Raw genomic sequence first — 20766 nt, forward strand, 5'->3', positions numbered from 1 at the left:
AAACCATATGTCGCCGCTGCCGGTCACCGTCGATCGTGCGGTGCAGCCGACGTTGCGCCGAAGCAGCGGGACATCAGCCAGCCGTCCACTGGTTCACAGCGTCTTGCACATACCGCGATTTCCTATCCGCGGGCGGGCGGCAGCTCGAACAGGCTGGCACCGTTCTCCTGGCCGCGCTGGACATAGCCGATGACTCCAAACCATCTTGCGACATCCGGCCCTTGAAGCCAGCTGCGCGAGTGGACGGGAACGTTGCCGGCGAGCGCCTGGATGTGCCTGATATGTCGCTTGCAGAAGCGGACGGTCGCGGCGCGGAAGAAATCCTCCTGCGCGGCGAACAGCGTGTCGGCGGCGTCGCTGTTCTCGTGCCAGGCGATGATCGCCACGGCCTTGTCGCCCTCGACAAGTGCGTGCGCGCGGCCTTCCTTCAAGTTCATCATCAGATTGTCGTACGCGATCTTGCTGTCCTTGCCGGCCGCGACGTATTCGTCCGACATCCGCTTGGACAGACCACGAAAGACGTCCTCCACATCCCCGAGCGTTGCTGCGCGTGCTCTCATTTCTCCTCCTGACGCCCCGACAGGCAGTTTGCCCTAAGGTTGGGGGATCACCAAGCGAATCCAATCCGCCGGCAACCCAATGAGCGCAAAGTCGTTTCAGCTGGCGATGCGTGGTAAAAGTTCCGGAACCATTTTAGCGCAAGCTAATTGAATCGGGTTCTGGGCGTCGGTTCATCGGTTTGAAGTTCGTCCCGCCCCCGATGCCGACTCTGCAAAGAGGATTGCGCCGCACGATGTCCAGGAGGAATGAGACAATGAGCCCCACTGACCCGCGACCAGAGCGACGCTCTCACCCACGCGGGATCGTTCTCAAGGGTGCAACCATCATCACCGATGATGCGAACATCAGTTGCTCGGTCAGAAATCAGCACCATCACGGTGCGGAATTACGGGTCGACCCCGGTCTCACAATTCCCGACCGTTTCGTCCTTCACGTGCCCGCAGATGACACAAGCTATCGTGCCGTGGTGCGATGGAGAAGGAACGAGCGGCTTGGCGTGCAGATTTATTAGCTCGGGAACGTGGAGTGTCAGAATGCCAATTCGACGAAAAGCTGTGGAAGCGGGTATTTTTGAACCATCCGAGTTGGCTTTGCTGGGACGCGTTTTCGAGCACCTTAAACTCGGCCACCAATCGCCCAATGCGCGGGATGCGTTGGCGTCTCGGATCATCGCAAACTACATGGCAGGGGTGTCTGACGAATCCGAGCTGATTTCGCTTTCAAGACAGCCCCTGGGCCGCTAGCGGCAATGTGCCCTGTCGGCGGGCCCAGGGCTTCAGTCTTATTTGCGCGACTGCTGATGTGCCTATGGATTTATCAGAGCGGGATGCCCAAACCCGACGCAGCCCAGCCGCACCGGCCCTTCATTGCCTCCGAAGCTAGCGGCGAAGTCTCGGGTGCGAACATTCCCTGACGGCAATCAACGTGCGACAGGCCAATACCAGGGAGGGGACATGGCTGAGCAAGAGAGCTGGAAGGAACTGTCGAAAGCGGCCGGCAGCGCGAGCGTACCTCGTGCAATCACCGTGATCGGAAACCATATCCGCCTGGTGCCGCTCTGCCTCGAAGATGCCGACGATATCTTCCGGCTAACTCATGCTGGCGAACGCGATGATATCTGGGCCGAGATGAAAGTAGGGCCGTTCGATGGGGTCCAGTCTTTCCGGGCACATGTCAGCGACCTGCTCGACGACCAATCGCGCACGTTCCTGACGCTGCGCACGGCAGCCGCGGGGCCTGTCGGTTGGCTCTGCCTGATGGAGGCGAGGCCGGCGCACAGGGTGATTGAATTGGGCTATGTCCTTTTCGCTCCCTCTCTACAAAGGACCGTCGCAGCCAGCGAGTCGCTCTTCCTCATCATGCGTCACGTCTTCGACGACCTGGGTTATCGCCGCCTGGAATGGACCTGCACCACGGCTAACGCGAAATCCAGGCGGGCAGCCGATCGGCTGGGCTTTGTCTTCGAGGGCATATTGCGCGAAGGCCTCACGCTGAAAGGCCGCCCGTGCGACATCTGCATGTACTCGCTTCTGGCGCGGGAATGGGCGCCCGCCAGCGCCGCGTTCCAGGCTTGGCTGTCCCCTGAGAATTTTGCCGATGGACGTCAGGTGCGATCCTTGGAGGAGGTCAGAGCTTCGTTATGAGCTGGACTCGCCAAATGGCTGCCGAGCCGGCAAAATCTGTCGGCAGATGGTGAATTGGCCGGGGATCATTGGATGAAGATCAATGTGGTCTACGCGCATCCTTTGGCCGACAGCTACCAGGCGTCACTTCACAAGCGCGTCGTCCAGACCCTCAAAGCAAGAGGCGACGAGGTTGTCGATTTCGACCTTTACGAAATGAAGTTCAATCCGGCCATGGATGCTGAAGAGAGATGTGGCCACTTCGATCTTTCTCAAACACCGAAGGATTTGCAGATCTATATCGACACGTTGAGGTGGGCTGAGGCGTGCGTGTTCTGCTTCCCCACGTGGTGGTCAGGCATGCCGGCAATTTTGAAGGGCTATTTCGATCGAGTCTGGCGGCCAGGCGTGGCTTACGATTTGCCGGCAGACGGCGGCACGATCAAGCCAGCACTCCTAAACATTCGCCGCATGGGGGTAGTCACCACATGTGGTTCGCCGTGGTGGTATACAGAAATCTACATGCAAAACCCAGGCAAGAAGGTGCTGCTGCGAGGCCTCAAGACGATGTGCGGCCGCAATGTCAAGCACCTCTATCTGACGCGATATTCCGTCGAGAGCATTTCCAACGAACAGAGGGAGATGTTCGCGCGTAGTGTGGAACGAAGGTTCGAGAAATTCTAAGGGCGGGCTTAGCCGCCCGCGAAACCATCCTAGAGACCCTGTCCAACCCGGTGCGCTGCCTCACGGTGGGGCCTTTTCATTGCCCGGCCGTCGATACGATCGTCGCAACGTACTGCCTCGCTTCAACCCGCTTCAGACAATGGCTGGGGATATTTGGCCACGTCGCCTTGGCGCATTCTTTCTGAGTGATTGCCACAGTTTCGCCGGGCTGCACATTCGCGGCTTGGCTAGTGGTGGATGAGGCAAAGAGCACCGTCTGAGTTACGAGCGCCGCAACGGCGGCGACCTGGATCAGAACGGTGGCGAGGGCGATCTTCTTGAGCATTCGAGCAAACGCGCGACCGCGCCGCCGGTTCCCTCCGGTATTGCCAGTTCACGCCCCTCATCCCCAGCTACGCGCGTTGGCGAGGTTCCAAGGCCGCTTTGGCAAATCGTGAAACAAAAGCCGGGTCGGATCGTTTGCAATCTGCCAGACCCCAATCTGGCGTACTCTAGACCCTCCCGCCGGCTTCGGCCGGCGGGCCTTTTTCGAAGGCTCCCGAATTTCATCGATAGAGCTGCACCTCGTCGCGCAGGAAATTATCGAGCGTTCCCTGGCCGCCACGACCGGTAATGTCGACCAACTCTCCAAAAACGGATCCGCCGGCCGATGCACCGGCAACAGGCTCCGACAGGAAGAAACTTGCAAACGCCTCAACAGGAAGGTTTGTACTGTTGCCGTTCAGATCGTTGCCAGCGGCCTCGAGCGCATTGCAGTTGAGGATTGCCCCGTAGAGCAAACGGCGATCGACGGATGTAACAGGCGGCTGACAGGAACTCGGCGGCGTTCCCACCTCACCGCCTGTCGAAGCGTATCCGACGAGACCGTTCGCAATCTCGTATTTGTAAACCTGGTAACGCGTCGGTTTGCTCGTGTCCCATGACGAAGGGTAGCTCGTCGGACCGAAATTGGTGCTCCAGTACCCGGAAAAGTTCCAGTTACCGTCTCCCATGCGGCCGCCCATATAGGGCGTGGTGGCATCGCGTGGCAGGCCCATGTTGCCCGTGGCGTTGAACGTCAGCTGATTGTACTGCGGGCACTGGTTGCTGTTTCCGTTGCCATTGCCGTTCCCGCCAGTCGATGCGCCTTTCCTGACATTCGACGCGGGACCATACTCGGGCGTGTTGAAGGCGTTGCCGTTCGCTTGGATGCCGAAGCGGACATTGAAGGCGTCCTGAATCGGACCTGTATTCTGGCCAGTCTTTGTGCTGACGTCTTGTGCCGAGTAGCAGCCGAGCGGCTTCGATGTCGCGATCGTCTCGGCAAGCCCTTGGGCACCGTTCCCGACGTTGTTCGGCGGCGCCAGGAAGCCAAAATTGCCAGGGCCGTATGCGGCATTGTTGCCAACCGTGCGAAGTTCGATCAAACGCCGGCGAATTGAGGGGTCAGCTGCTGCTTGTTCCAATGTCACGCCGCCGGCGGAGTTGGTGCCGTTCACCATCTCGAAGGGGTTGCAGATAAAGACCGGCGTGTAGTTACAGACGCTCGATGTGAAGCCAGCCACGGAAACCGCGCCGACATTGAAGCCATTGCTTGCAGTGTTCCCGGTCAGGTAAGACGCCGGGAAAATGGCCGCAAAGCCGACAGGGGTCACTTTCACCTGGATGAATCGGGCGTTTGGCGCGTCTGTCACTTCATCGGTGATGATGTTGGCTGCTGCAATCGGTGAACTGTCCAATGCAGGAAGTGACCGAAGATATGTTCTCGTCACTCCCGCTGAAGACAACGTTTGAGGTATGCCGGCCGTGGAGAATGAATAGCTATTGCTCACCAGTGTCGACAGGGCGCGATCCGCCCTGGTGATCGAATCCGATCGACCATCCAGTTCCGCGGCGGCTGCCAACGCCATCGCGTCGGCGTCCTTCTGTAGATCGTTTTGCAGGTTATTGACCCGGCTCATGTCGATTGCCAGGAGCGAAAATCCGATGATCGCCGGCAGCATCACGCTGACCAGAATCAGCGCCATGCCGTGTTGATCAGTCCAGAATTTGCGTAGAGCATGAAACATCGCAGCGCCGCCCCCACCGGCGACGGTTGGTTGGCCGACGCCGGGTTGGGTCGTCGTTCTTGATGGAAACAAATGCGCCCCGGTCCAGATGCTTGGACGCGTTGGTTATGGTCCCACCGAAACGCCCGACGGTCCAATCACGAGCTTGCGAGCTAGCTAATATACCTGAACCCGCGTCATACCGGCGCGCTCATGGGCAACCAGTTGCAAGATGCAATGGCTGAACGAGCCACTGCGGCAACACCACGAGTTTTGATTTCATTCAGTAAAGTTATGGTGCCCAGAGGCGGGATACAGAAACCTAGCGCAATTATTAGCTTGCGTGATTTCTGGACAGTCCCGCCTCCCACATAATCATTGGGCTTTTCGGAAAAATGTCCAGCCGACAAAATAGCGGTGCACCGCTTCGATAAGCTTGGCGCAGGGGGCACAGCGATTTTTCCGCGATCTCTCCGACTTCCACAGGCGGGGAAAAGTCGGCAAGAAGTGAGTGAAGGCAACAAAAGGATTTGAATTCAGATGACCGGCTTCGCGTCTTGGATAATCTTGCCAACACCGGCCTATGGCAGATCGTGTATCGCCACATTTCCAGGGAAGGAAAGAAAATTAGGATCGGCGGCTTTGTGAAGGCCTACCTCGGCAACGACGACCAATGACCAAGCCCAAGCGGCAACTCGACCTGACCGAAGGGGAAGAGAGAGGGTACAGCGACATGCACGGTCTCTCGACCAATGAGCAAGGCGAGAAAATCCTTGCCGGTCTGACCGTCGAGGAATCGATTTTCGTCGTCGAGCACCGCCGCAGGGATCTCGCCTATCGGCTTGACGACCTAGCTCCCAGGCCGCCTAAGGCTGATCGGCTGCGGCACCAGCAGTTGGCCGACAAGCACGAGCGAGCCCGCGTTCAGGTGTTGGCGGCCGAGCATGAGTTGCGCGCCAACAAACCGACCGTGAACTAGCGCCTTTTCACCTTCGGCGTGATCTCCTCAATCCGCACCTTGTCGCCGATCTCCTTCGCCGTCGCCAGCGCTTTGGCCTTGTCCGTGGTGGTCATCACGGTTCGCCAATGCGGCTTCCCGAAAACGCTCACGACGTGTCGCGTTCCTTCATTCGATGCTTCACTTTAGATTAGCAGGAGCGCATAAAGTTTCCAGCCGGCTGCGATGATCGCGAGCATCCGGTCGGTTAGGCCCGGTGCCCCCGCCCCACCCAACAAAGGTGCCGGGCCGCTCCGTCGAAACCCTCACTGCCAAAAGGCCCGCCGCTCCACTGAGAAGCGACGGGTCCTCGCCCCAGCCCAAATCCGTGGCTCTCTATCTAAGCTATTCTCTTATTAGAGGTAGCTCAACTAAGACTGAAGTCCCTAGTCGGCTAACCGGCCGCAGAGGTTAACACATAAGCCCGCGCCTCTTGCCGAAAGGCGCGGGCCGATCAGGTGGTGCGTATCCCGATCTTCGGCAGGGGAGCGGGTGAGCATCGCCTACCGCAAGCGAGAAACTTTTAGAGGTCGCTAATGTTCCGTCAGCCGCGGCCTTCAACAGGCTGATGGCTGAGATTGAACACCTCGGTAAGACCAGGAATTGACAATCACGAAGCCGCGACCGAGGCATAATGATTCGCTAACCGACTGTCGGAAGCGTACACTTCCCACGTCGCCCGCCTCCAACGGCATACGGGCGCTTGGAAGAGTAGATCACGCTTTCGCCCGATAGGGAGATGCGAGGTGACCTTTCGCGGAACGGCTGACGAGATCCAGTTGGCAACTCTCACTAGAATTCTAGACGACTATTGCGAGCAAGCCGGCATCGAAGGCTCGCATCCGGCGCGCGAGCATTTGGCACGTCGCCTGATCGCCCTTTTCAACGGCGGGATCGACAGTCCAGACGATATCAAGATGGCATTGGATGGCATCACAAAAGATTTGAAACCGGGCGCTATCCAGCCATAGAGTAATGGCCGGTGCGGTTGGGCTCTTTGGGGTGGCGGACCGCACCGGCCACTGCGGGAAAGGTTTGACTGTCCCCCGCGCTGATCAAATTATGGGCATATTAGTAACTGCGCAACTAATCCTATTGGCGGGACCAAGACTGAAGTCCTGCGCTACACAGCCGTAGGGGGCGGCACCGGTCCCGTCCCGTTCCACTGAATGAACGGCGCATCCTTGCCGGTTGCGCGTGTAGATCCTGGTGCCGTCTTCGTCGATGATGATCTGCGACCAGTAGCCGTCGAACTTCGGCGCTACTATGCAGCCTTCAGGTTAATCACCCGCATAACTGCAACCACTGTTCCATTGTTCGTAGCGGCCTCCTTCGTGCTTCCCTTGCCGCAGCTCCATACGTCGCCTTCCTTGGCCGTAAACTGCATATCCCCGGCGGTGACCTGCAGCTCGCCTTCAATGCACGTGCAGACCATGTCGTCGGCCATGACATCCCCCAGCGGGCTGGAACCCTTTGGCTGATAGACGACGTCTTCCATGGCGATTTTCTTGTACCCCTTGATATGGGAGTCTCGTGTTCCCAGTTCGACCAGCCGAACGCCAGGAAAAATCTCTTTGCCATCAGTCGGACCGTAGGCCTTGGCCGCTACCGGAGTCGGCTTTGCGATCAATAGCGGAGCCGCCAACGAGGTGGCGCCAAAGGCGAGAGCATTACGTCGATTCATCTTCATAACATCCTCCCTGAGTTAGTCCGCCCAATCGGGCGAACCTGATATTTTACGCGCCTATGCGGCCAAATAGTCAAAACACAATTGAATTGTATCGCAGGAGCCTCACAGCGCGCATTTTCGCCGGCCGCACTCCTACACACCGGCGAAGCGTCTCCCGCGTCATGACGCCCGTCTGTTGGCCTACTGGCGGCGATATCTTCTCGGACAGTCTCGCGCTCCTCATCAAAGGTATCGGGTTGGCGGAAGGCGCGCCGATGATGGATGAAGATGGCGCGGACTATGATAGCGCGCCGGCCGGACGCTTCAGGGCGCAAAAAGCCCGTCACCTAGGATCAGGTGACGGGCTTGGAAAAATGGCCAGTAGGGACTTTAGCTGGCCAGTGTGGAAACGTGGGATGGGAACATTAGTTGCATCTAAAATGCAAAAAGCCCGCCACCTTTCGGCAGCGGGCGCCTCTCAGCACGCTTCACAATACAGCGTTGGCTGCAGCTAGTTGGCCCCGCCGAACTGTTTGGTCATCTTGCAGAAATTGTCATGCGCTTTGGCAATGGCCTCGTCGCCGCATTCCTTCATCATGCCTGCGCGGTCTTCTTCCTTCATGGCCATCCAGGCGGTCTTGAATTCCGCCTCGGACTTCATGGTCTTCATGCCGGCATCGGTGAAGAACGGCGACATCTTCGCCGGGTCATCGAGCGCGGACGTTCCGGTGCCGCTGCCGGCCAGTGCGGCACCAGTCATCATAGCAAGCGCCATCGCGCCCATCGTGAGCATCTTGAGGTTCGTGGAAATTTCTCCCAATTATGGCTGCCAAAGCGGCAGCTTGTTTCATCAACTTCGCTCCTTGGAAAAGTTTCCCTGCCAACAACGAAAAAAGCCCGCCGGGTGGGACGGCGGGCCTAGATCATGGAGTGCTGGGATCAACCAGCATAGGGTCAACGGGCGGCGGAGGGGGTTGGTTGCGCTGCTAGGCAAAGGCCAAGCGCGAGGCTATCCTCGGTCTTGCATGTTGCTCGCAACGACCACTGCGATAGTGCCGTCTACAATAGCGCCGAAGAAGCCGCCCAAGAAAAGTTGTGACAGCGCTCTGCCCAAATCGAAGGGTCCGAAGAAGGTTACGAATTTGTCTGCCGCTTCGGCAGTGATGACCACGCCAGCAGGAAATCCAACTAAAATTCCCAGAAGCAAACTGACTGCTTTCATCGAACTTCTCTTTATCAGGTCGGTCCAACTTAATTGCATGCTTGAATTCAAAATACGTTAAAGGCGGTATGGCAAATATCGGGCATTTCAAGCGGGCGGCGGCGGCTTCCTGCGCAGATCGTCAAGCTCCCGTTTCATCTCCTGGATGACATCGCGAGGTTCTGTCGGTCGCGCCACGTCCGGTGGTTTCAAGCTCGATTAACGGCTATGGTAGTGTGCAGCGTTTCTGAGGGGCGAAAAATTGGCATTTGTGATTTTCGTCGCAGCCCTTTTTTTGTGGCAGCTCATCCTTCTCTGTGATCGTTACCGAGTGACGAAGAACTGGCTGCTAGTCCCTGCAACTGTTAAACAAGCAGCCGCTCCCTTGTCGTCGCGTATTCTATTAAAGGCCATAAGTTCAAGAGCCGCGCGATGAATTGGTTCTTGGTCAGCACCGAAGCTGCAGTCGGCGCACAGGTCACCGTGCTTGTTGACCCGAAGAGGCCAGAAACCTGCGCATTGTATGAATTAGCCGCCCCGCAGCACACGCCAGATATCTGACCAGTAGGCGGTAACGAGGGACGCCAGTGCAGCCGCCGCCATGCCGGTAACACCCAGGGCGCCAAGGCGTTCTGCACTTCACCCAGTACAAAGGCCGGAACAAAAAGCCGATCTCGCTCGAAATTCCGATCCACCCCAGGCTGCAGCTCACTATCGACAACAGCCCGTGCGGGGATCTCACGTTCCTGATGACCGAGTTCAACCGGGGCTTCACCTCCAATGGTTTCGGCAACTGGTTCCGCAAACGGTGCGACGAGGCCGAACTACCGCAATGCAGCGCGCACGGGCTTCGAAAGGCAGCATCGAGCCGCATGGCCGATCGCGGCGCAACCGAGCACCAAATCATGTCGATGACGGGCCACCAGACTTCGAAGGAAGTCATACGGTACACGAAAGCGGCAAGGCAAGAGGTGATCGCCAAGAGTGCGGTGAACCTGCTTGCCGATAGGGAAGATGCAGAGGAAACCGAGAACAAAAGTGTCCAGAAAAACGGGGTGGTGTAAGTCGGCTGGACAAAACGGGGCGAAAAGCCGCGAAAATTCAATGCCCTTCAAGGGTTAGTGGTGCCCAGAGGCGGATTCCATCCGGTAATATAAGCCATTGTTTTATAATAGTTTATTCTCAAGCGAACCATCAGGTACCCCTCAAATACCCTCACGATATTTCCGCGAAAGGTTGATCCGTCAACAACCAGTGGTGGGCGACAGCTTTGTAATCTGCCGCCTAAGGCGATGTGAGGCGGTTCAGGCACTGGCAGCAGGTTTAAGCGCACATCGTGAAGGTATCGCTAGTCCATCCGCTCCTGCGCGTCACCGCGATAGCCCGGCCTTGCGCAACCCTTCGAGCAGGGGGTTAATCCCTTCGGGATTGGCGTAGGGAAGGAAGCCGATCAGCTCCTGCAGCGTGATATCAGGTCTGATTTCGCGCGCGGCATTGACCGCCTGCACGGCGAGCGATTGCTGCCCAAGGTGAGCATAGGCCGCGGCCAGCATTAGCCAGGCAGAATGGTCCTTCTGCAGCAAGCGCTCCAAAGATTCCACCGCTTCGTCGTATCGCCTGAGATCGAGCAGAATTCCCCCGCGAAGTCTCCAGAACCATGCCGGTGAATAAGGGCTTTTGGCTAGTTCGTTTTCGATTGCGGTAAGAGCTTCGTCCAGCCGCCCCGCAAACCGCAGCCAATGGGCTCGGTCGGCGCGAACCTGAGAATCCACCGGATTGAGGGACATGGCGCGGTCGAAGTGCATACCAGCGCGCTCGTGCCGGCGCGCCCACAACATGATTATGCCGTTGGCGTGGTGGACGGTGGGATCACCATTGTCCAGTTCCAAGGCTCGTTGCCCGACAAGGGAAGCCTCACGGAGCGTTTCCGGCTTGGCGTCAAACCAATATTGTCCAAGCAAGGCAATCGCCAGCCAGGCCTGAGCCTGGACGAACTGCGGGTCAATCTCGACCGCCTTGGCAAAGAGCGGAACGGCCTGCGACTCGAGATTGGCGTCCGCCAACTCCCGACCCTGCAGGAAGAAATCATAAGCCGTCCAACTCGATGTCGGGCGCTTGCGCGCCTGAAAGGCGGCTGAAGCGATCATTCGCCCCTCGAGCGACATCACGATGGCGGCGACCACCTTGTCTTGAAGGACGAAAACATCACGAGACTCGCCGTCGTATCTCTCGGCCCAAACGTGGTTGCCGGTCTTGGCATCGATCAGTTGCGCGGTGATGCGAATGTGGTCGCCCAGCCTTCGGACACTGCCTTCCACCACATAATTCGCGCCGAGGTTCCGGGCCGCCTGGACGGCGTTCACCTCCTTGCTGGCGAGGTGGAACGAAGCATGACGCGCCATGACCATGAGATTTCTGAACCGAGACAATTCGGTGATGATGTCCTCGGTAATGCCGTCCGAGAGATATTGCTCGCTGACATCGCCGCTTAGATTGTCGAACGGCAGGACGACGATAGAAGGCTTAACGGCAGAGCCCATTTCAACGCGTTCGGCAGCCTGTTTGGGATTTACGCCGACGCGGTACGCCCGAATTGGTCGGGCTATGTTCTTCAGTTCGACCTCTCCAAGATCGGTAAAATAGGCTGCGACCTTGCCGTTCGATTCTTCAAAAACCTTTCCCGATATGCAAATCCCGCCGGGTTCGGCCAGGGCTTCCAGGCGAGCAGCGACATTAACTCCGTCGCCGTAGAGGTCCAAACCTTCGCCGATTACATCTCCAAGGTTGATCCCGATACGCAGCAGAATGCGGCGTTCGGGAGAGACGGTTTCATTGGCGCCGGCCATTTTCGATTGCAGTTCCACCGCCGCCTCGACAGCGCTCACGGCACTGGAGAATTCCAAGAGCACGCCGTCGCCCATGACCTTAACGATGCGCCCGCCGTAGTGCTGGACAAGCGGCTGCAAGATCTGTGAGCGCCGTTGCTTCAAGGCCAACAGCGTGCCGGCTTCGTCAGCCTCCATCAAGCGGCTGTAGCCGACGACGTCCGCCAGCGCTATCGCGGCTAGCCGGCGCTTGACGCGCTCATCAGCCATCCCATTGATCGCCTTTTGCAAGCAGGTCTGACCGGACTGTAGGTATGTCTCGCGGGCAAGTCCACGGCGTGAACGTATACTCTAACGTCTATCTGGTTAGGTCACTGTCACAGAAATCCATCCGAGGGCTGTCGGTGGTTCGAAGCCTATCAAGGGAACCGAACTAAAGAATTTAGGTCCTTGATAAGGAAGGCAAAAATCCTTCAAAATCAAAGTTTAGTCGAACTTGAGCCAAGTGATACGAAATACCCTCATGAGTCAAAATACCCTCAAAAATACCATCAAGACGACTTGCTGGCCTACAACCTGAAGCAAGCGATTAGAAAAAGATTAGCTAAATCAATGGTTTGCGCGCGCAAAAATACAACCAAGGGTTGCTGGTGCCCAGAGGCGGATTGCGCTCGAAGCCTGCCCCACGATTGATTCTTATAGGAAATTTGAGGCGGCGTCGAAGAATTGTAACACAGTGACGTGACACACAAACCTTCGCCACGGTCAGCAAGGCGCGTGATGCCATGCTTTCGGGGCAGGGGCTTTGACAAGTGACACTCACCTGGGTGGTGGGCCACGCCGACAGCGAGCGGGCCAAGAGCCTAGACCTAAGCCAGCACGGTTACCCCGGGGATGGACCCGGAGAAGGCAAAGCGGGCACTTGTGGAGGCCGTGAAACTCCCTGTTGCCACCTAACATACCTAATGATATCGACCCGATTAGACCGAGAATCATTATTGAGCAATCGCGTTCAAAAGAAAAGATTTGTTGGCCTCATCCGTGTCGCTGCTAAGCGTAGTCCCGTCTGCCAGAAACCAAAGCCGAAAAGCATGGCACGGTCCTTCACTACTATCTATTCGAACGGGCTTTGGAAAATCTGAATTTTTGAATATTTCAAAGAATTTTTGTGTCAGCTTATCGCATTGTTTTACGGCAATGCCTGGTATTGAACGGCTTTTGTCGAATGCATAGACTAGTTGTACGCTCTCTGGAAGAAACTGTCCGATAAAATAGGGTCTCTCCCGACTGTTGTAGGCTTGATGATTTCCTGCATCCGAGTCTGTAATAATTGCAATGCGCTCTTTGTTTCGAATGAAGCCCTTCTCTCGCAGCAACGAAATCAGCAGTAGCCACCCAAAGTTCTCTGGGAACTCAACCTTGCCTCGAAATTCGAAAATACCCATCGGATAGATTTTCACACTGGTTGCCGTTCGTTGGCACTCAACGAAGCAGGCCAATGACATTTCTTCACCATTTACAGTTTTGGTTCCAGTATCGATAGCAAAAACATTGTCATATATTGCCATCGCTTGGAGTTGATCGATAAATGATCGATCTACACCGGTAGGGATGCTCAGTAATTTCTTCTCGCCTTTGTTCGAGTCACGCAATTCTTCGGTAAAGCTATTAATTGGTATCTTGATGTGTCCAGATTCAATTAACGATACTGTACCGTCAGGATGGAAAGCTACTCCGTCTATTGCCGCTGGCTCGTCGAATTTGAAACGCGAGCTTCTATAAGTTGGCAATCTACCGCCGCAGCATTGGTTCCTGCGTTTTCCACTCCCACACCCGCACAACTTTCGCCCTGCGCTTGCAACCATGACGACCCATCCCAGATGAGGTTCGTTCAGCACATAAGGTCGAGCGCATCTTATTGAAAGGGCTTATCTAATTGTTCCCAAAATCAAAATGGGAATGATGGTGCCCAGAGGCGGAATCCAAGCCAAGAAAATCTAGCTTTGTTTTCAAACGCTTGGAACTCGCACAGCGACAGCACTAACCAACAAAAATACCAACAAAATATTTCTGTGGATTGGTTCGGTTCCCGAATATTGCCTCACTCAACGCAACCGCACATACACTTCAACTCGGAAACCGATCGCCGTGCTACTAGATTTTGGCCTAGACTAGATCACCACCCGATGGGGTGTGGGGATCGATCCGAAGGTCCTCCGGTACGGCCATTCTCCCGATGGGAAATTCCTTTGCTGTCCAGTCGATCGTATTCAGTTATGACCTCTGTGCCCCTTGACATGGCAGAGCGGGATTCAATCCGATTTCTTGCGATAGAAAGATCAATAACTTTCCATCATGAGCAAATTCCAGTGCAAAAACCAGAGCAGGAACGAGGCTGATGCAGAACCAGCGTCGGCCGCGATGCGTTATTTCTGCCGCAACATCATCCCAGAACCTCAGCGTTGGCAAAATCACGATGTGGAGAACCAACCATATCGAATAGGTAGCGTCCGGGCTCCAGAATTCGCCATCGGTCATTTTCCCGTGTGCAAGTTCATGGCGTATCGGGGGTCCGCCGCGAAAGTTGAACAAGAGATCTATCTCGTCAATCAGAGCGGCAGGCATGATCTGCAAAAGCGGTTCCCGGAACTCGCCTAGCAGGCGGCTGAGCATTGCCTCTTCCCGGGTGCCATCCTGATTGATGCGATTGGTTTCGACACCCGACGAACTGAGCTCGACTTTGTACGTTAGGTGGCGAAGCACAGGGCTTGGGCCATTCGCAGGATGCGCTCTTGCGGGATATTTTGTCGCTCCCGGTTTGGCGGGGAGTGTTGATTAATATCGCCGATCCAGATTGCGAGGCGGACGGCGCCGATGGCGTCGCTGAACGTCAGGCTGGTTTTTCGGTACCACGCTGCGGCGTATGGGGTGGTAGTGCCGGTGAGCAGATCGCAGGCCCATAGCGATATGAAGCTGTAGAGCCCGAGCAATGCCGGGGTGGTTCGTGCAATGGCCTTGTCGGACTATTGCCGCTGGGTCTCAACGCCAAGATGGGCACGGGTCTCAGCGAACGTGACCTCGATCTGCCAGCGCCGGACGAACAGGGCGATGATTTCGGCGGGCTCGAGGGGATGTCCGTGCTGAAGAAGGCTTGAGGGGCGCGTTTGCCATCGGGATCCCGGACCAGCACCCAGCGGATCGGCATTACCGGGGTACCGGGCCTGTACCACAAGGCGGTATCAGACGTGATCTCGAGCGTCTTGCCTTCGACATGGCCATACCAGGCGGACACGATGATCCTGGCCCAGGTCGTGGCGGGGTTGGACAGGAGTGTCTTGAGCTTTGGTAGCGCTGGACCTTTTTGCGCTGGCCGACCGACGGTGCGCGTGGTCCGCTTTGACGGCGGCGCAAACAGGCTGGCATCCAGTCGCAGCCGGCTGATGAGCGTTGCCCTGGCAGTGATGGCATGGGCCAGTTCATGGACGGCAAAGCTGCTGTCGCCCACGAAGATGATGCGGCGCCCCGGCAGCCAGCGACAGAGTTGCAGTGCGCCCTGCCGCGCCCAGTCGGTCAGCAGCTTGTGGCGCCGCCCGCGTTGATGGTCGGATCGCTCGGACGGAGCAAGCAGGGTCAAGACCGGCAAGGCCTTTACCAGGCTTGTCCATGGCACCGGGGTTAGCACCATGAAGCTCAACCAGCGCAGGCCACTGGCTTTGACGAAATGGCCATGGCTGGAGCGCACTGGATCCCGGTAGATGCCCCGTGCGCTGATCCGGCGTCCCCATCGTCGTTCGATGGTGTCGTCCATGCCAATGACGATGAGGCCATCTGGCACGAGCCGTTCGACCACAAGGCCCAGCAATCGCCTGGCAATGCTGCGGGGGCTCCAGCAGGCTCGGTTGAGGATCTGGTGGTAGCTTGCAAAGTTGGCGGCCTCGGCCCGGCCGGTCATGCGTAGGCAGGAACTGACGGTCCGCTTGCCCGGCGCCAGCAAAGCTCCCATGATCAGAACAAGGACATGTTCCCAACTGGGCGCTGTGAAGCAGGTGCGCAACGCTTGAAGCCACTGGCGCAGGATCTGGGGAACGGCATCGCCGACAGCGGCGCTGGGATGGTGCAGCATCCCATGCTTCGAATCCCGGCCAGCACATGTTGGCAATGACCGTGCGGCGAAGTGAATCAGGCCTGCCCGGGCCCGCGGCAGCTATGACTGCACAATGGAAAAGGACGACGTGGCCCTGGCATCGAAGCGTTCGACGAGGCCAATGGTGGCGGCGTTGGCTGCTACCAGGACAAAGGTGCCTACCACCTGTACCTGCTGGCAACCGAGGCGCCGATCGCCCGTCTCAAGCCGACCGGCAGAGGCGATGAGGTCAGCATCGCCTACTGGTCACACCGCCGAAAATGGGAAGACATCGACGATATGGGCGGCTGTGTCCTGCCCCTCGATCAGGCGCTCAGCCACATCGCAACCAACAGCCTTTTCTGGAGCTGGACCTGACCAGAACGTACAAAGCCGAGCTGAGGATGTGGGTTAGATTAGGCGCAGGGCGAGGAACTTTACTTTATCGCGACGGCTAGAGCGTCCGACCCGGATGGGTTTGCGGCGTTGGCCGCAACATACGCGGCATCGGCTTCGCCGAAAGTGGTTCAATAACCAGACTAAAGTGAGCAACAGATATTCGAATTAGCCGCAATCGCAAATCGGCAAAGGAATTCTGGCCTTCTAGGTCCGGTTGGTGTCGTCGGATTTCCATTGTTCCATCATCATCGTCATCCACGGCCCGAATTCTTGCCAGTTCTCGCGATCCCACGCTGTCAACGTGTGCATTATTGCGGAGCGACCTTCGCCGGCAGAACAGTTGGCCGTCTCGCACCCTTGTTAGGACTGCGGAGATAAAATGGCCCAAGGTGTAATAGTCAGCATCCGAAATTCGCATTGCGGGCTACCGTCTGGCCAACAAGAACAGGACGGTAAAAATCAAGCCGCCAATCAACCCCAGCACGCCAAAGAGGAACGCTGCCAGCGCTGTCACCAAAAGGCCTATGCCTATCCCCCCCAATGCGGATTGATGCAAGGCCGGCGGCGACCAAAACCGCCACGACATAGCCAAACCAATGGCCGAAACCAACGCCGCTGTACAGCCAGACTGCTACTGCAACGACCGCAACAATACCGGCAAGGCCAACTCCCATGAGAAGCCGCTCGATCAATCGATCCGTGGCAGCCGCGTCTAACCGTTCCCAAGGTGACTGCTGGTTTGCGCTCATGTCGCCCTCCCATATGCCCATCGATCATCCAAGCACAAACGGCCCCAATCCTCAATTGCACGACTGGATGGGCTTGGTGGGGATGGTACCTCGCACCCAGCGCCGTCGCGACTTTTCAACGATCACGTAGCCGATAGCCGGGAGAAACGTCTTAGGAACAATCGTGCCTCGACATATTGGCTAAACATGTTGCTGGGATCGTGCCAAATCGCCCACGCATCATCCGACACCCTTTCCCAAACCCGCGCGGATTAAATACCGCCCACGGCGACAATCGGAAGTGATTGTGCTGCCTGAACGGTTGATTAGTAGATTGGTTAGTTGGTCACTAAGCGAAAATCGCCAAACCCCATGGTTCCCGGCCTTTTTTAGGGATTGACTGGCGGGGGAAGCGTCTTTCGATTTCTCGCCATGCCGTTGAAAAAATTGAGCTTTCTACTTGTTATGCACCATGTATTGGTAGCCTGCCAGACAAATCGATCCCACATTTTAGGAATATCGCCGACGTGCTCCAGTCCGACATCGGACGGTCGGCCCGCAGGCATGGACAATCGGCCCTCGACTACTTATGCACCCGAACGGTATCAGACGGCGTTAGAATGTTCTCACTAAAAGCGCCTGAACCCGTTCGGGATCAATATGAGCTATGATACCGTTCGGGAGCGAATCTTCTTGAAAGTCTGAAGAAGCAAGGCTATGTTCCCGCTCGGGAGCAAAGCATGGCCAAAAGAATGCAATTTACGGGCGCTGGCAGCGCGACAGACATCGCAAAGCTGCTTGCGCAGGCGGGTCCTGCCCAGAATCTGACGAAGCTTCTCACGGATCTCAAATCGTCTGACGATACCTTTAGAAACGCCACTCGGGCCCTGTCGCGCCACAATGCCACGATCAAGAACTCTTTGCAGGCGGGAGAGATCGCTAAGGCGCTTTCCCAGATTCCCTCTTCTCAAGACCTGGCGAAACACATCGCACACATCAATGCTTCCAGTGAAGCGCTCGAAGCGGCCAGCAAGGACTTGTTGCATCGTAATGAGACGATCAGGAAATCAGTCAATGCGACGGGGACCGTCGAGGCACTTTCCCGCGTCAACGCTCTGGGGGACCTGACCAAACAACTGACCGGCGCAATACCGCAGGTCAACCTGAAGCTTCCTGGTGTTTCACAACTCATCACGGTTGCCCTGCCCAGAACGCTTCCCGACGCTTATCTGCTGCGCGGCAGCGAGACTAACGACGAGGACGAGGACGCCGGCGCGGCCTCACCGCGCCATAGCGGGACGGATACCTTAGGACTGGAGATCGTCTCTGCCTCAGATATTGGGCGGCTAGTCCGGCGCGCCCGCGAGGCCCGACATCTCTCGCAGCAAAGTTTCGCTGACCTTGCTGGAGTGGGGCGCAGGTTTTTATCCGAACTGGAAAACGGCAAACCCACACTTGAATTGGGTAAGGTCCTGAAGGTCGCGCAAGCAGCCGGCATATCGCTGCTTGCTCAGGTGCGCTGATACAATGGAGGTGCTTGCCCTTGATGTGCGGTTGGACGGTTTCGTCGATCCGATCGGCGCCCTCGTGCGTGACGAAAACGGCTCAGTCGCCTTCGTCTACAAGGCAGACTACCTTCGAAGATCAGATGCGACCGCCTTATCGCTATCCCTTCCGCTTGCCGAAGAACCTTACCGTGACGTTATAGCGCGAGCATTCTTCGACAACCTTCTGCAGGAGCGCAACGGCGTGCTCACCGACGTGCTGGCACGAGAAGGCCTGACCCGCGATGACATAGCTGGCCTGCTATATCACCTTGGAAAAGACTGTGCCGGAGCACTTTCCGTTCTTCCGTCAGGATCGCCGCCGACAAAAGTCCCGGGCGACTACGAAAGCGACTATGTACCCATTCCGCAGGATCGCATGATCGCGATCGTCGAAGCACTCCATCAGCGCAAACGCCTGCCGGACGGAACTGAAGATCCGTCCCCTTTGGCAGGCGTGCAAAGCAAGATAGCCCTGACTGTTCTGCCGGACGGTAGGTTTGCCGAGCCGAAGCGGGGATCGGGGGGCCCGACGACACACATCCTGAAAGTGCCCGATCGCGATCATCAGCAGGATGCCCGGTATGAGGCCGAGGCGATGAGGCTTTCCGGGGCGCTGGGGTTCGACACGGCCGAAGTCTCTGTAGTGCCGATTGGCGGGATCGAGACCCTACTCGTGACCCGCTTCGACCGAGGCAGAGACCGACAGAACAGGATCGTGCGTCTTCATCAGGAGGATTTCGCGCAGGCCCTCGGTTTGCCGGTCTCGATGAAGTACGAAAGGCGTGGCAAGGCAGGCCGGCGCTTCGACGTTTCGGGCATCCGCAGGATACTTGAGGCGACGGTCGATCCCGCCCAGGCGAAGGAAACCTTCATCAGGGCCACGATATTTGATCTCCTGATAGGCAATAACGATGGACATGCAAAAAACTTCGCCCTGCTCTATGAACCTGGAGGCAGAATCCACTTTGCGCCGCGTTACGATATCTTGCCGACCAGGCTCGACGACACTCTGACCGACGAGCTCGCTTACAGGATCGGTGAGGCGGAAACGCTCGATGAAGTTACCCCAGAACAGCTTAATGCGTTTCTCCTGGCGCTGGGAATAGAAAGTGCTGCGGCACGCAAACGCATGCACCAGCGTTATCCGTCCGAGATTGCATTAGGCCTCGCGGACTGTCTCGGTGCTCTTGAAAAGCGTCAGGTGAAGAGTTTGGCGGACTTGATCGCTACCAACATGCGCATGCTTCTCGGTGCGATGCGGTTGGAAATACCCCAAGCGGCCAGGGACCGAGACGCGTTCATTGGCCTAGCTGGCGGATGGCTGATGAGTTGAATCTATCGATGGAGACATGCCTCCATGTCTGGCGGAACGCGAGGATTGTACCAACAACGACGGGTTACGTTTTCCGGGACTGGTATCAGATTATTCGACACGTATGCAGAAACTATGTCGGCGGAGAGTGATACCAAGTCGGCGTTGTCGTGCTGCTCGTCGGATGCAGTCATCGTGCTTTCATTTTCCATTAACGTCCCGTTTGTGCCGTTTGTGGGGCTATATTGCCGAGAGGGTTTTTGCAAGAACCGCGGTTTGGATGAACCCATTTGGCCCGCTTCGCGCCTATAATCGGCCGTTACCAAGTCTTTCTCTGACTTTCGAAAGCCGCCATTCATCGCAAACGGATCGAAGGCCTAAAAGGGCGGCAAGCGGCTCCTTGGCCGAGATGGTCGCGAGCCGGTTCGCCCGTGGCGTACACGCTTGCCGAGGTGCGGGCACTCACGCCGGTCCGCGACAGCGTCGAAAAGCGAGCGCCCCGGCCTGACCTTCGGGACGTCTTTCTCTGCCATGCGTGGGACGACCGGAGAGGGGCCGCCACGGAACTGCACGATCTGCTCGAGTTGCGCGGTGTCTCGGTCTGGTTCAGCGAGAAGGACGTCGCCCTCGGCACGCGGTTGCTCCGCGAAATCGACAAGGGCGACGAAGTCGCGAGTCGGGATCGTGCTGGTGACCCCTGCGCTGCTGCGCCGCCTCCAAGGAGAGGGCATCGCCGACAAAGAATTATCGGCACTCCTAGCGCGTGACCTGCTCGTCCCCATTGTGCACGACACGACGTACGAAGCTCTCCGCGAAGTCAGCCCCCTGCTCGGTTCGCGAAGCGGGCTGAGTACTGCAGAAAATCTGATGGCAGACGTCGCGGCCAAGCTCGCCGAGCTGGTCGCCCTGTAGCTCTATTACCGGGGTGGCCGGCCCCACGTCGCACAAGCGGTCCGGGCGCCGGCGTGGTGTCAGCCGCCGGGCCGCCGCGCCAGTGTACTTCTACCCCCATTGCTACGACCGCTGCTACCATTTCGACCCCGTTAACACGGGTTTGCATCGGGCGATCCG

21 protein-coding genes are annotated in these 20766 nt (G+C 57.3%); 10 read left to right on the top strand and 11 right to left on the bottom strand.

The annotated features are described in order from the left end of the window. Nucleotides 1–122 precede the first annotated feature (122 nt). On the bottom strand, nt 123–560 hold the full coding sequence (locus tag ACFSOZ_RS38575; protein ID WP_379107152.1) for a hypothetical protein: 438 nt from the start codon (nt 558–560) through the stop codon (nt 123–125). A gap of 254 nt (nt 561–814) precedes the next feature. On the opposite strand from ACFSOZ_RS38575, the gene ACFSOZ_RS38580 reads away from it, so the two are divergent. From ACFSOZ_RS38580 to ACFSOZ_RS38590, 3 genes are all read left to right on the top strand, one after another. Then, nucleotides 815–1072: a PilZ domain-containing protein gene (locus ACFSOZ_RS38580; protein ID WP_379107154.1), complete on the top strand. Its 258-nt coding sequence runs from the start codon at nt 815–817 to the stop codon at nt 1070–1072. Nucleotides 1073–1514: 442 nt separating this feature from the next. Further along, the gene (locus tag ACFSOZ_RS38585; RefSeq protein WP_379107156.1) at nt 1515–2204 is read left to right on the top strand and encodes a GNAT family N-acetyltransferase; all 690 of its coding nucleotides are present in this window, start codon (nt 1515–1517) and stop codon (nt 2202–2204) included. A gap of 72 nt (nt 2205–2276) precedes the next feature. Then, a complete protein-coding gene (locus tag ACFSOZ_RS38590) occupies nt 2277–2867 on the top strand; it encodes an NAD(P)H-dependent oxidoreductase (protein WP_379107158.1) in 591 nt (196 codons plus the stop codon). A 76-nt stretch (nt 2868–2943) separates the two neighbouring features. Here ACFSOZ_RS38590 and ACFSOZ_RS38595 read toward each other — a convergent pair whose 3' ends face one another. Together ACFSOZ_RS38595 and ACFSOZ_RS38600 are read right to left on the bottom strand one after the other, a co-directional pair. Beyond that, nucleotides 2944–3192 (bottom strand): hypothetical protein, encoded by a 249-nt coding sequence (locus ACFSOZ_RS38595; RefSeq protein WP_379107160.1) that lies wholly within the window; start codon nt 3190–3192, stop codon nt 2944–2946. Nucleotides 3193–3412: 220 nt separating this feature from the next. After that, nucleotides 3413–4873 (bottom strand): hypothetical protein, encoded by a 1461-nt coding sequence (locus tag ACFSOZ_RS38600; protein WP_379107162.1) that lies wholly within the window; start codon nt 4871–4873, stop codon nt 3413–3415. Nucleotides 4874–5567: 694 nt separating this feature from the next. On the opposite strand from ACFSOZ_RS38600, the gene ACFSOZ_RS38605 reads away from it, so the two are divergent. Then, nucleotides 5568–5873: a hypothetical protein gene (locus ACFSOZ_RS38605; protein WP_379107164.1), complete on the top strand. Its 306-nt coding sequence runs from the start codon at nt 5568–5570 to the stop codon at nt 5871–5873. 764 nt (nt 5874–6637) lie between these two features. Beyond that, nucleotides 6638–6862: a hypothetical protein gene (locus tag ACFSOZ_RS38610; protein WP_379107166.1), complete on the top strand. Its 225-nt coding sequence runs from the start codon at nt 6638–6640 to the stop codon at nt 6860–6862. A gap of 293 nt (nt 6863–7155) precedes the next feature. Here the strand turns inward: ACFSOZ_RS38610 and ACFSOZ_RS38615 are convergent, their stop codons facing one another. The 3 genes from ACFSOZ_RS38615 to ACFSOZ_RS38625 form a co-directional block, all read right to left on the bottom strand. Beyond that, the gene (locus tag ACFSOZ_RS38615; RefSeq protein ID WP_379107168.1) at nt 7156–7581 is read right to left on the bottom strand and encodes a hypothetical protein; all 426 of its coding nucleotides are present in this window, start codon (nt 7579–7581) and stop codon (nt 7156–7158) included. Between the two features lie 490 nt (nt 7582–8071). Then, entirely contained in the window at nt 8072–8353 is a 282-nt protein-coding gene (locus ACFSOZ_RS38620) for a hypothetical protein (RefSeq protein ID WP_379107170.1), read from the bottom strand. A gap of 216 nt (nt 8354–8569) precedes the next feature. Continuing rightward, nucleotides 8570–8782 (bottom strand): hypothetical protein, encoded by a 213-nt coding sequence (locus ACFSOZ_RS38625; protein WP_379107172.1) that lies wholly within the window; start codon nt 8780–8782, stop codon nt 8570–8572. A 611-nt stretch (nt 8783–9393) separates the two neighbouring features. Between ACFSOZ_RS38625 and ACFSOZ_RS38630 the strand changes: the two genes are divergently transcribed. Beyond that, nucleotides 9394–9825, top strand: a complete 432-nt coding sequence (locus tag ACFSOZ_RS38630; RefSeq protein ID WP_379107190.1) for a tyrosine-type recombinase/integrase — start codon at nt 9394–9396, stop codon at nt 9823–9825. A gap of 306 nt (nt 9826–10131) precedes the next feature. On the opposite strand, the gene ACFSOZ_RS38635 is transcribed toward ACFSOZ_RS38630, so the two are convergent. From ACFSOZ_RS38635 to ACFSOZ_RS38655, 5 genes are all read right to left on the bottom strand, one after another. After that, nucleotides 10132–11856, bottom strand: a complete 1725-nt coding sequence (locus ACFSOZ_RS38635; protein WP_379107174.1) for an adenylate/guanylate cyclase domain-containing protein — start codon at nt 11854–11856, stop codon at nt 10132–10134. A 725-nt stretch (nt 11857–12581) separates the two neighbouring features. Further along, the gene (locus tag ACFSOZ_RS38640) at nt 12582–13451 is read right to left on the bottom strand and encodes a hypothetical protein (protein WP_379107176.1); all 870 of its coding nucleotides are present in this window, start codon (nt 13449–13451) and stop codon (nt 12582–12584) included. A gap of 409 nt (nt 13452–13860) precedes the next feature. Further along, a complete protein-coding gene (locus ACFSOZ_RS38645) occupies nt 13861–14259 on the bottom strand; it encodes a hypothetical protein (protein WP_143748680.1) in 399 nt (132 codons plus the stop codon). A 217-nt stretch (nt 14260–14476) separates the two neighbouring features. Continuing rightward, the gene (locus tag ACFSOZ_RS38650; protein WP_245331023.1) at nt 14477–15709 is read right to left on the bottom strand and encodes an IS701 family transposase; all 1233 of its coding nucleotides are present in this window, start codon (nt 15707–15709) and stop codon (nt 14477–14479) included. Nucleotides 15710–16506: 797 nt separating this feature from the next. Continuing rightward, nucleotides 16507–16857 (bottom strand): hypothetical protein, encoded by a 351-nt coding sequence (locus ACFSOZ_RS38655; protein ID WP_379107178.1) that lies wholly within the window; start codon nt 16855–16857, stop codon nt 16507–16509. A gap of 719 nt (nt 16858–17576) precedes the next feature. On the opposite strand from ACFSOZ_RS38655, the gene ACFSOZ_RS38660 reads away from it, so the two are divergent. The 4 genes from ACFSOZ_RS38660 (at nt 17577) to ACFSOZ_RS38855 (ending at nt 20607) form a co-directional block, all read left to right on the top strand. Then, nucleotides 17577–18359 carry a helix-turn-helix transcriptional regulator gene (locus ACFSOZ_RS38660; protein ID WP_206073678.1) on the top strand — a complete coding sequence of 261 codons (783 nt, stop codon included), beginning with the start codon at nt 17577–17579 and terminating at the stop codon, nt 18357–18359. Nucleotides 18360–18363: 4 nt separating this feature from the next. Further along, a complete protein-coding gene (locus ACFSOZ_RS38665; protein WP_095082132.1) occupies nt 18364–19716 on the top strand; it encodes a HipA domain-containing protein in 1353 nt (450 codons plus the stop codon). 431 nt (nt 19717–20147) lie between these two features. Continuing rightward, nucleotides 20148–20462 carry a toll/interleukin-1 receptor domain-containing protein gene (locus tag ACFSOZ_RS38850; protein ID WP_465264482.1) on the top strand — a complete coding sequence of 105 codons (315 nt, stop codon included), beginning with the start codon at nt 20148–20150 and terminating at the stop codon, nt 20460–20462. Further along, nucleotides 20386–20607 carry a hypothetical protein gene (locus tag ACFSOZ_RS38855; RefSeq protein ID WP_465264470.1) on the top strand — a complete coding sequence of 74 codons (222 nt, stop codon included), beginning with the start codon at nt 20386–20388 and terminating at the stop codon, nt 20605–20607. Before ACFSOZ_RS38850 ends, ACFSOZ_RS38855 begins: the two co-directional genes overlap by 77 nt. The last annotated feature ends 159 nt before the right edge of the window (nt 20608–20766 follow it).

This window comes from Mesorhizobium newzealandense (assembly GCF_042682145.1).
Taxonomy (GTDB): Bacteria; Pseudomonadota; Alphaproteobacteria; order Rhizobiales; family Rhizobiaceae; genus Mesorhizobium; species Mesorhizobium newzealandense.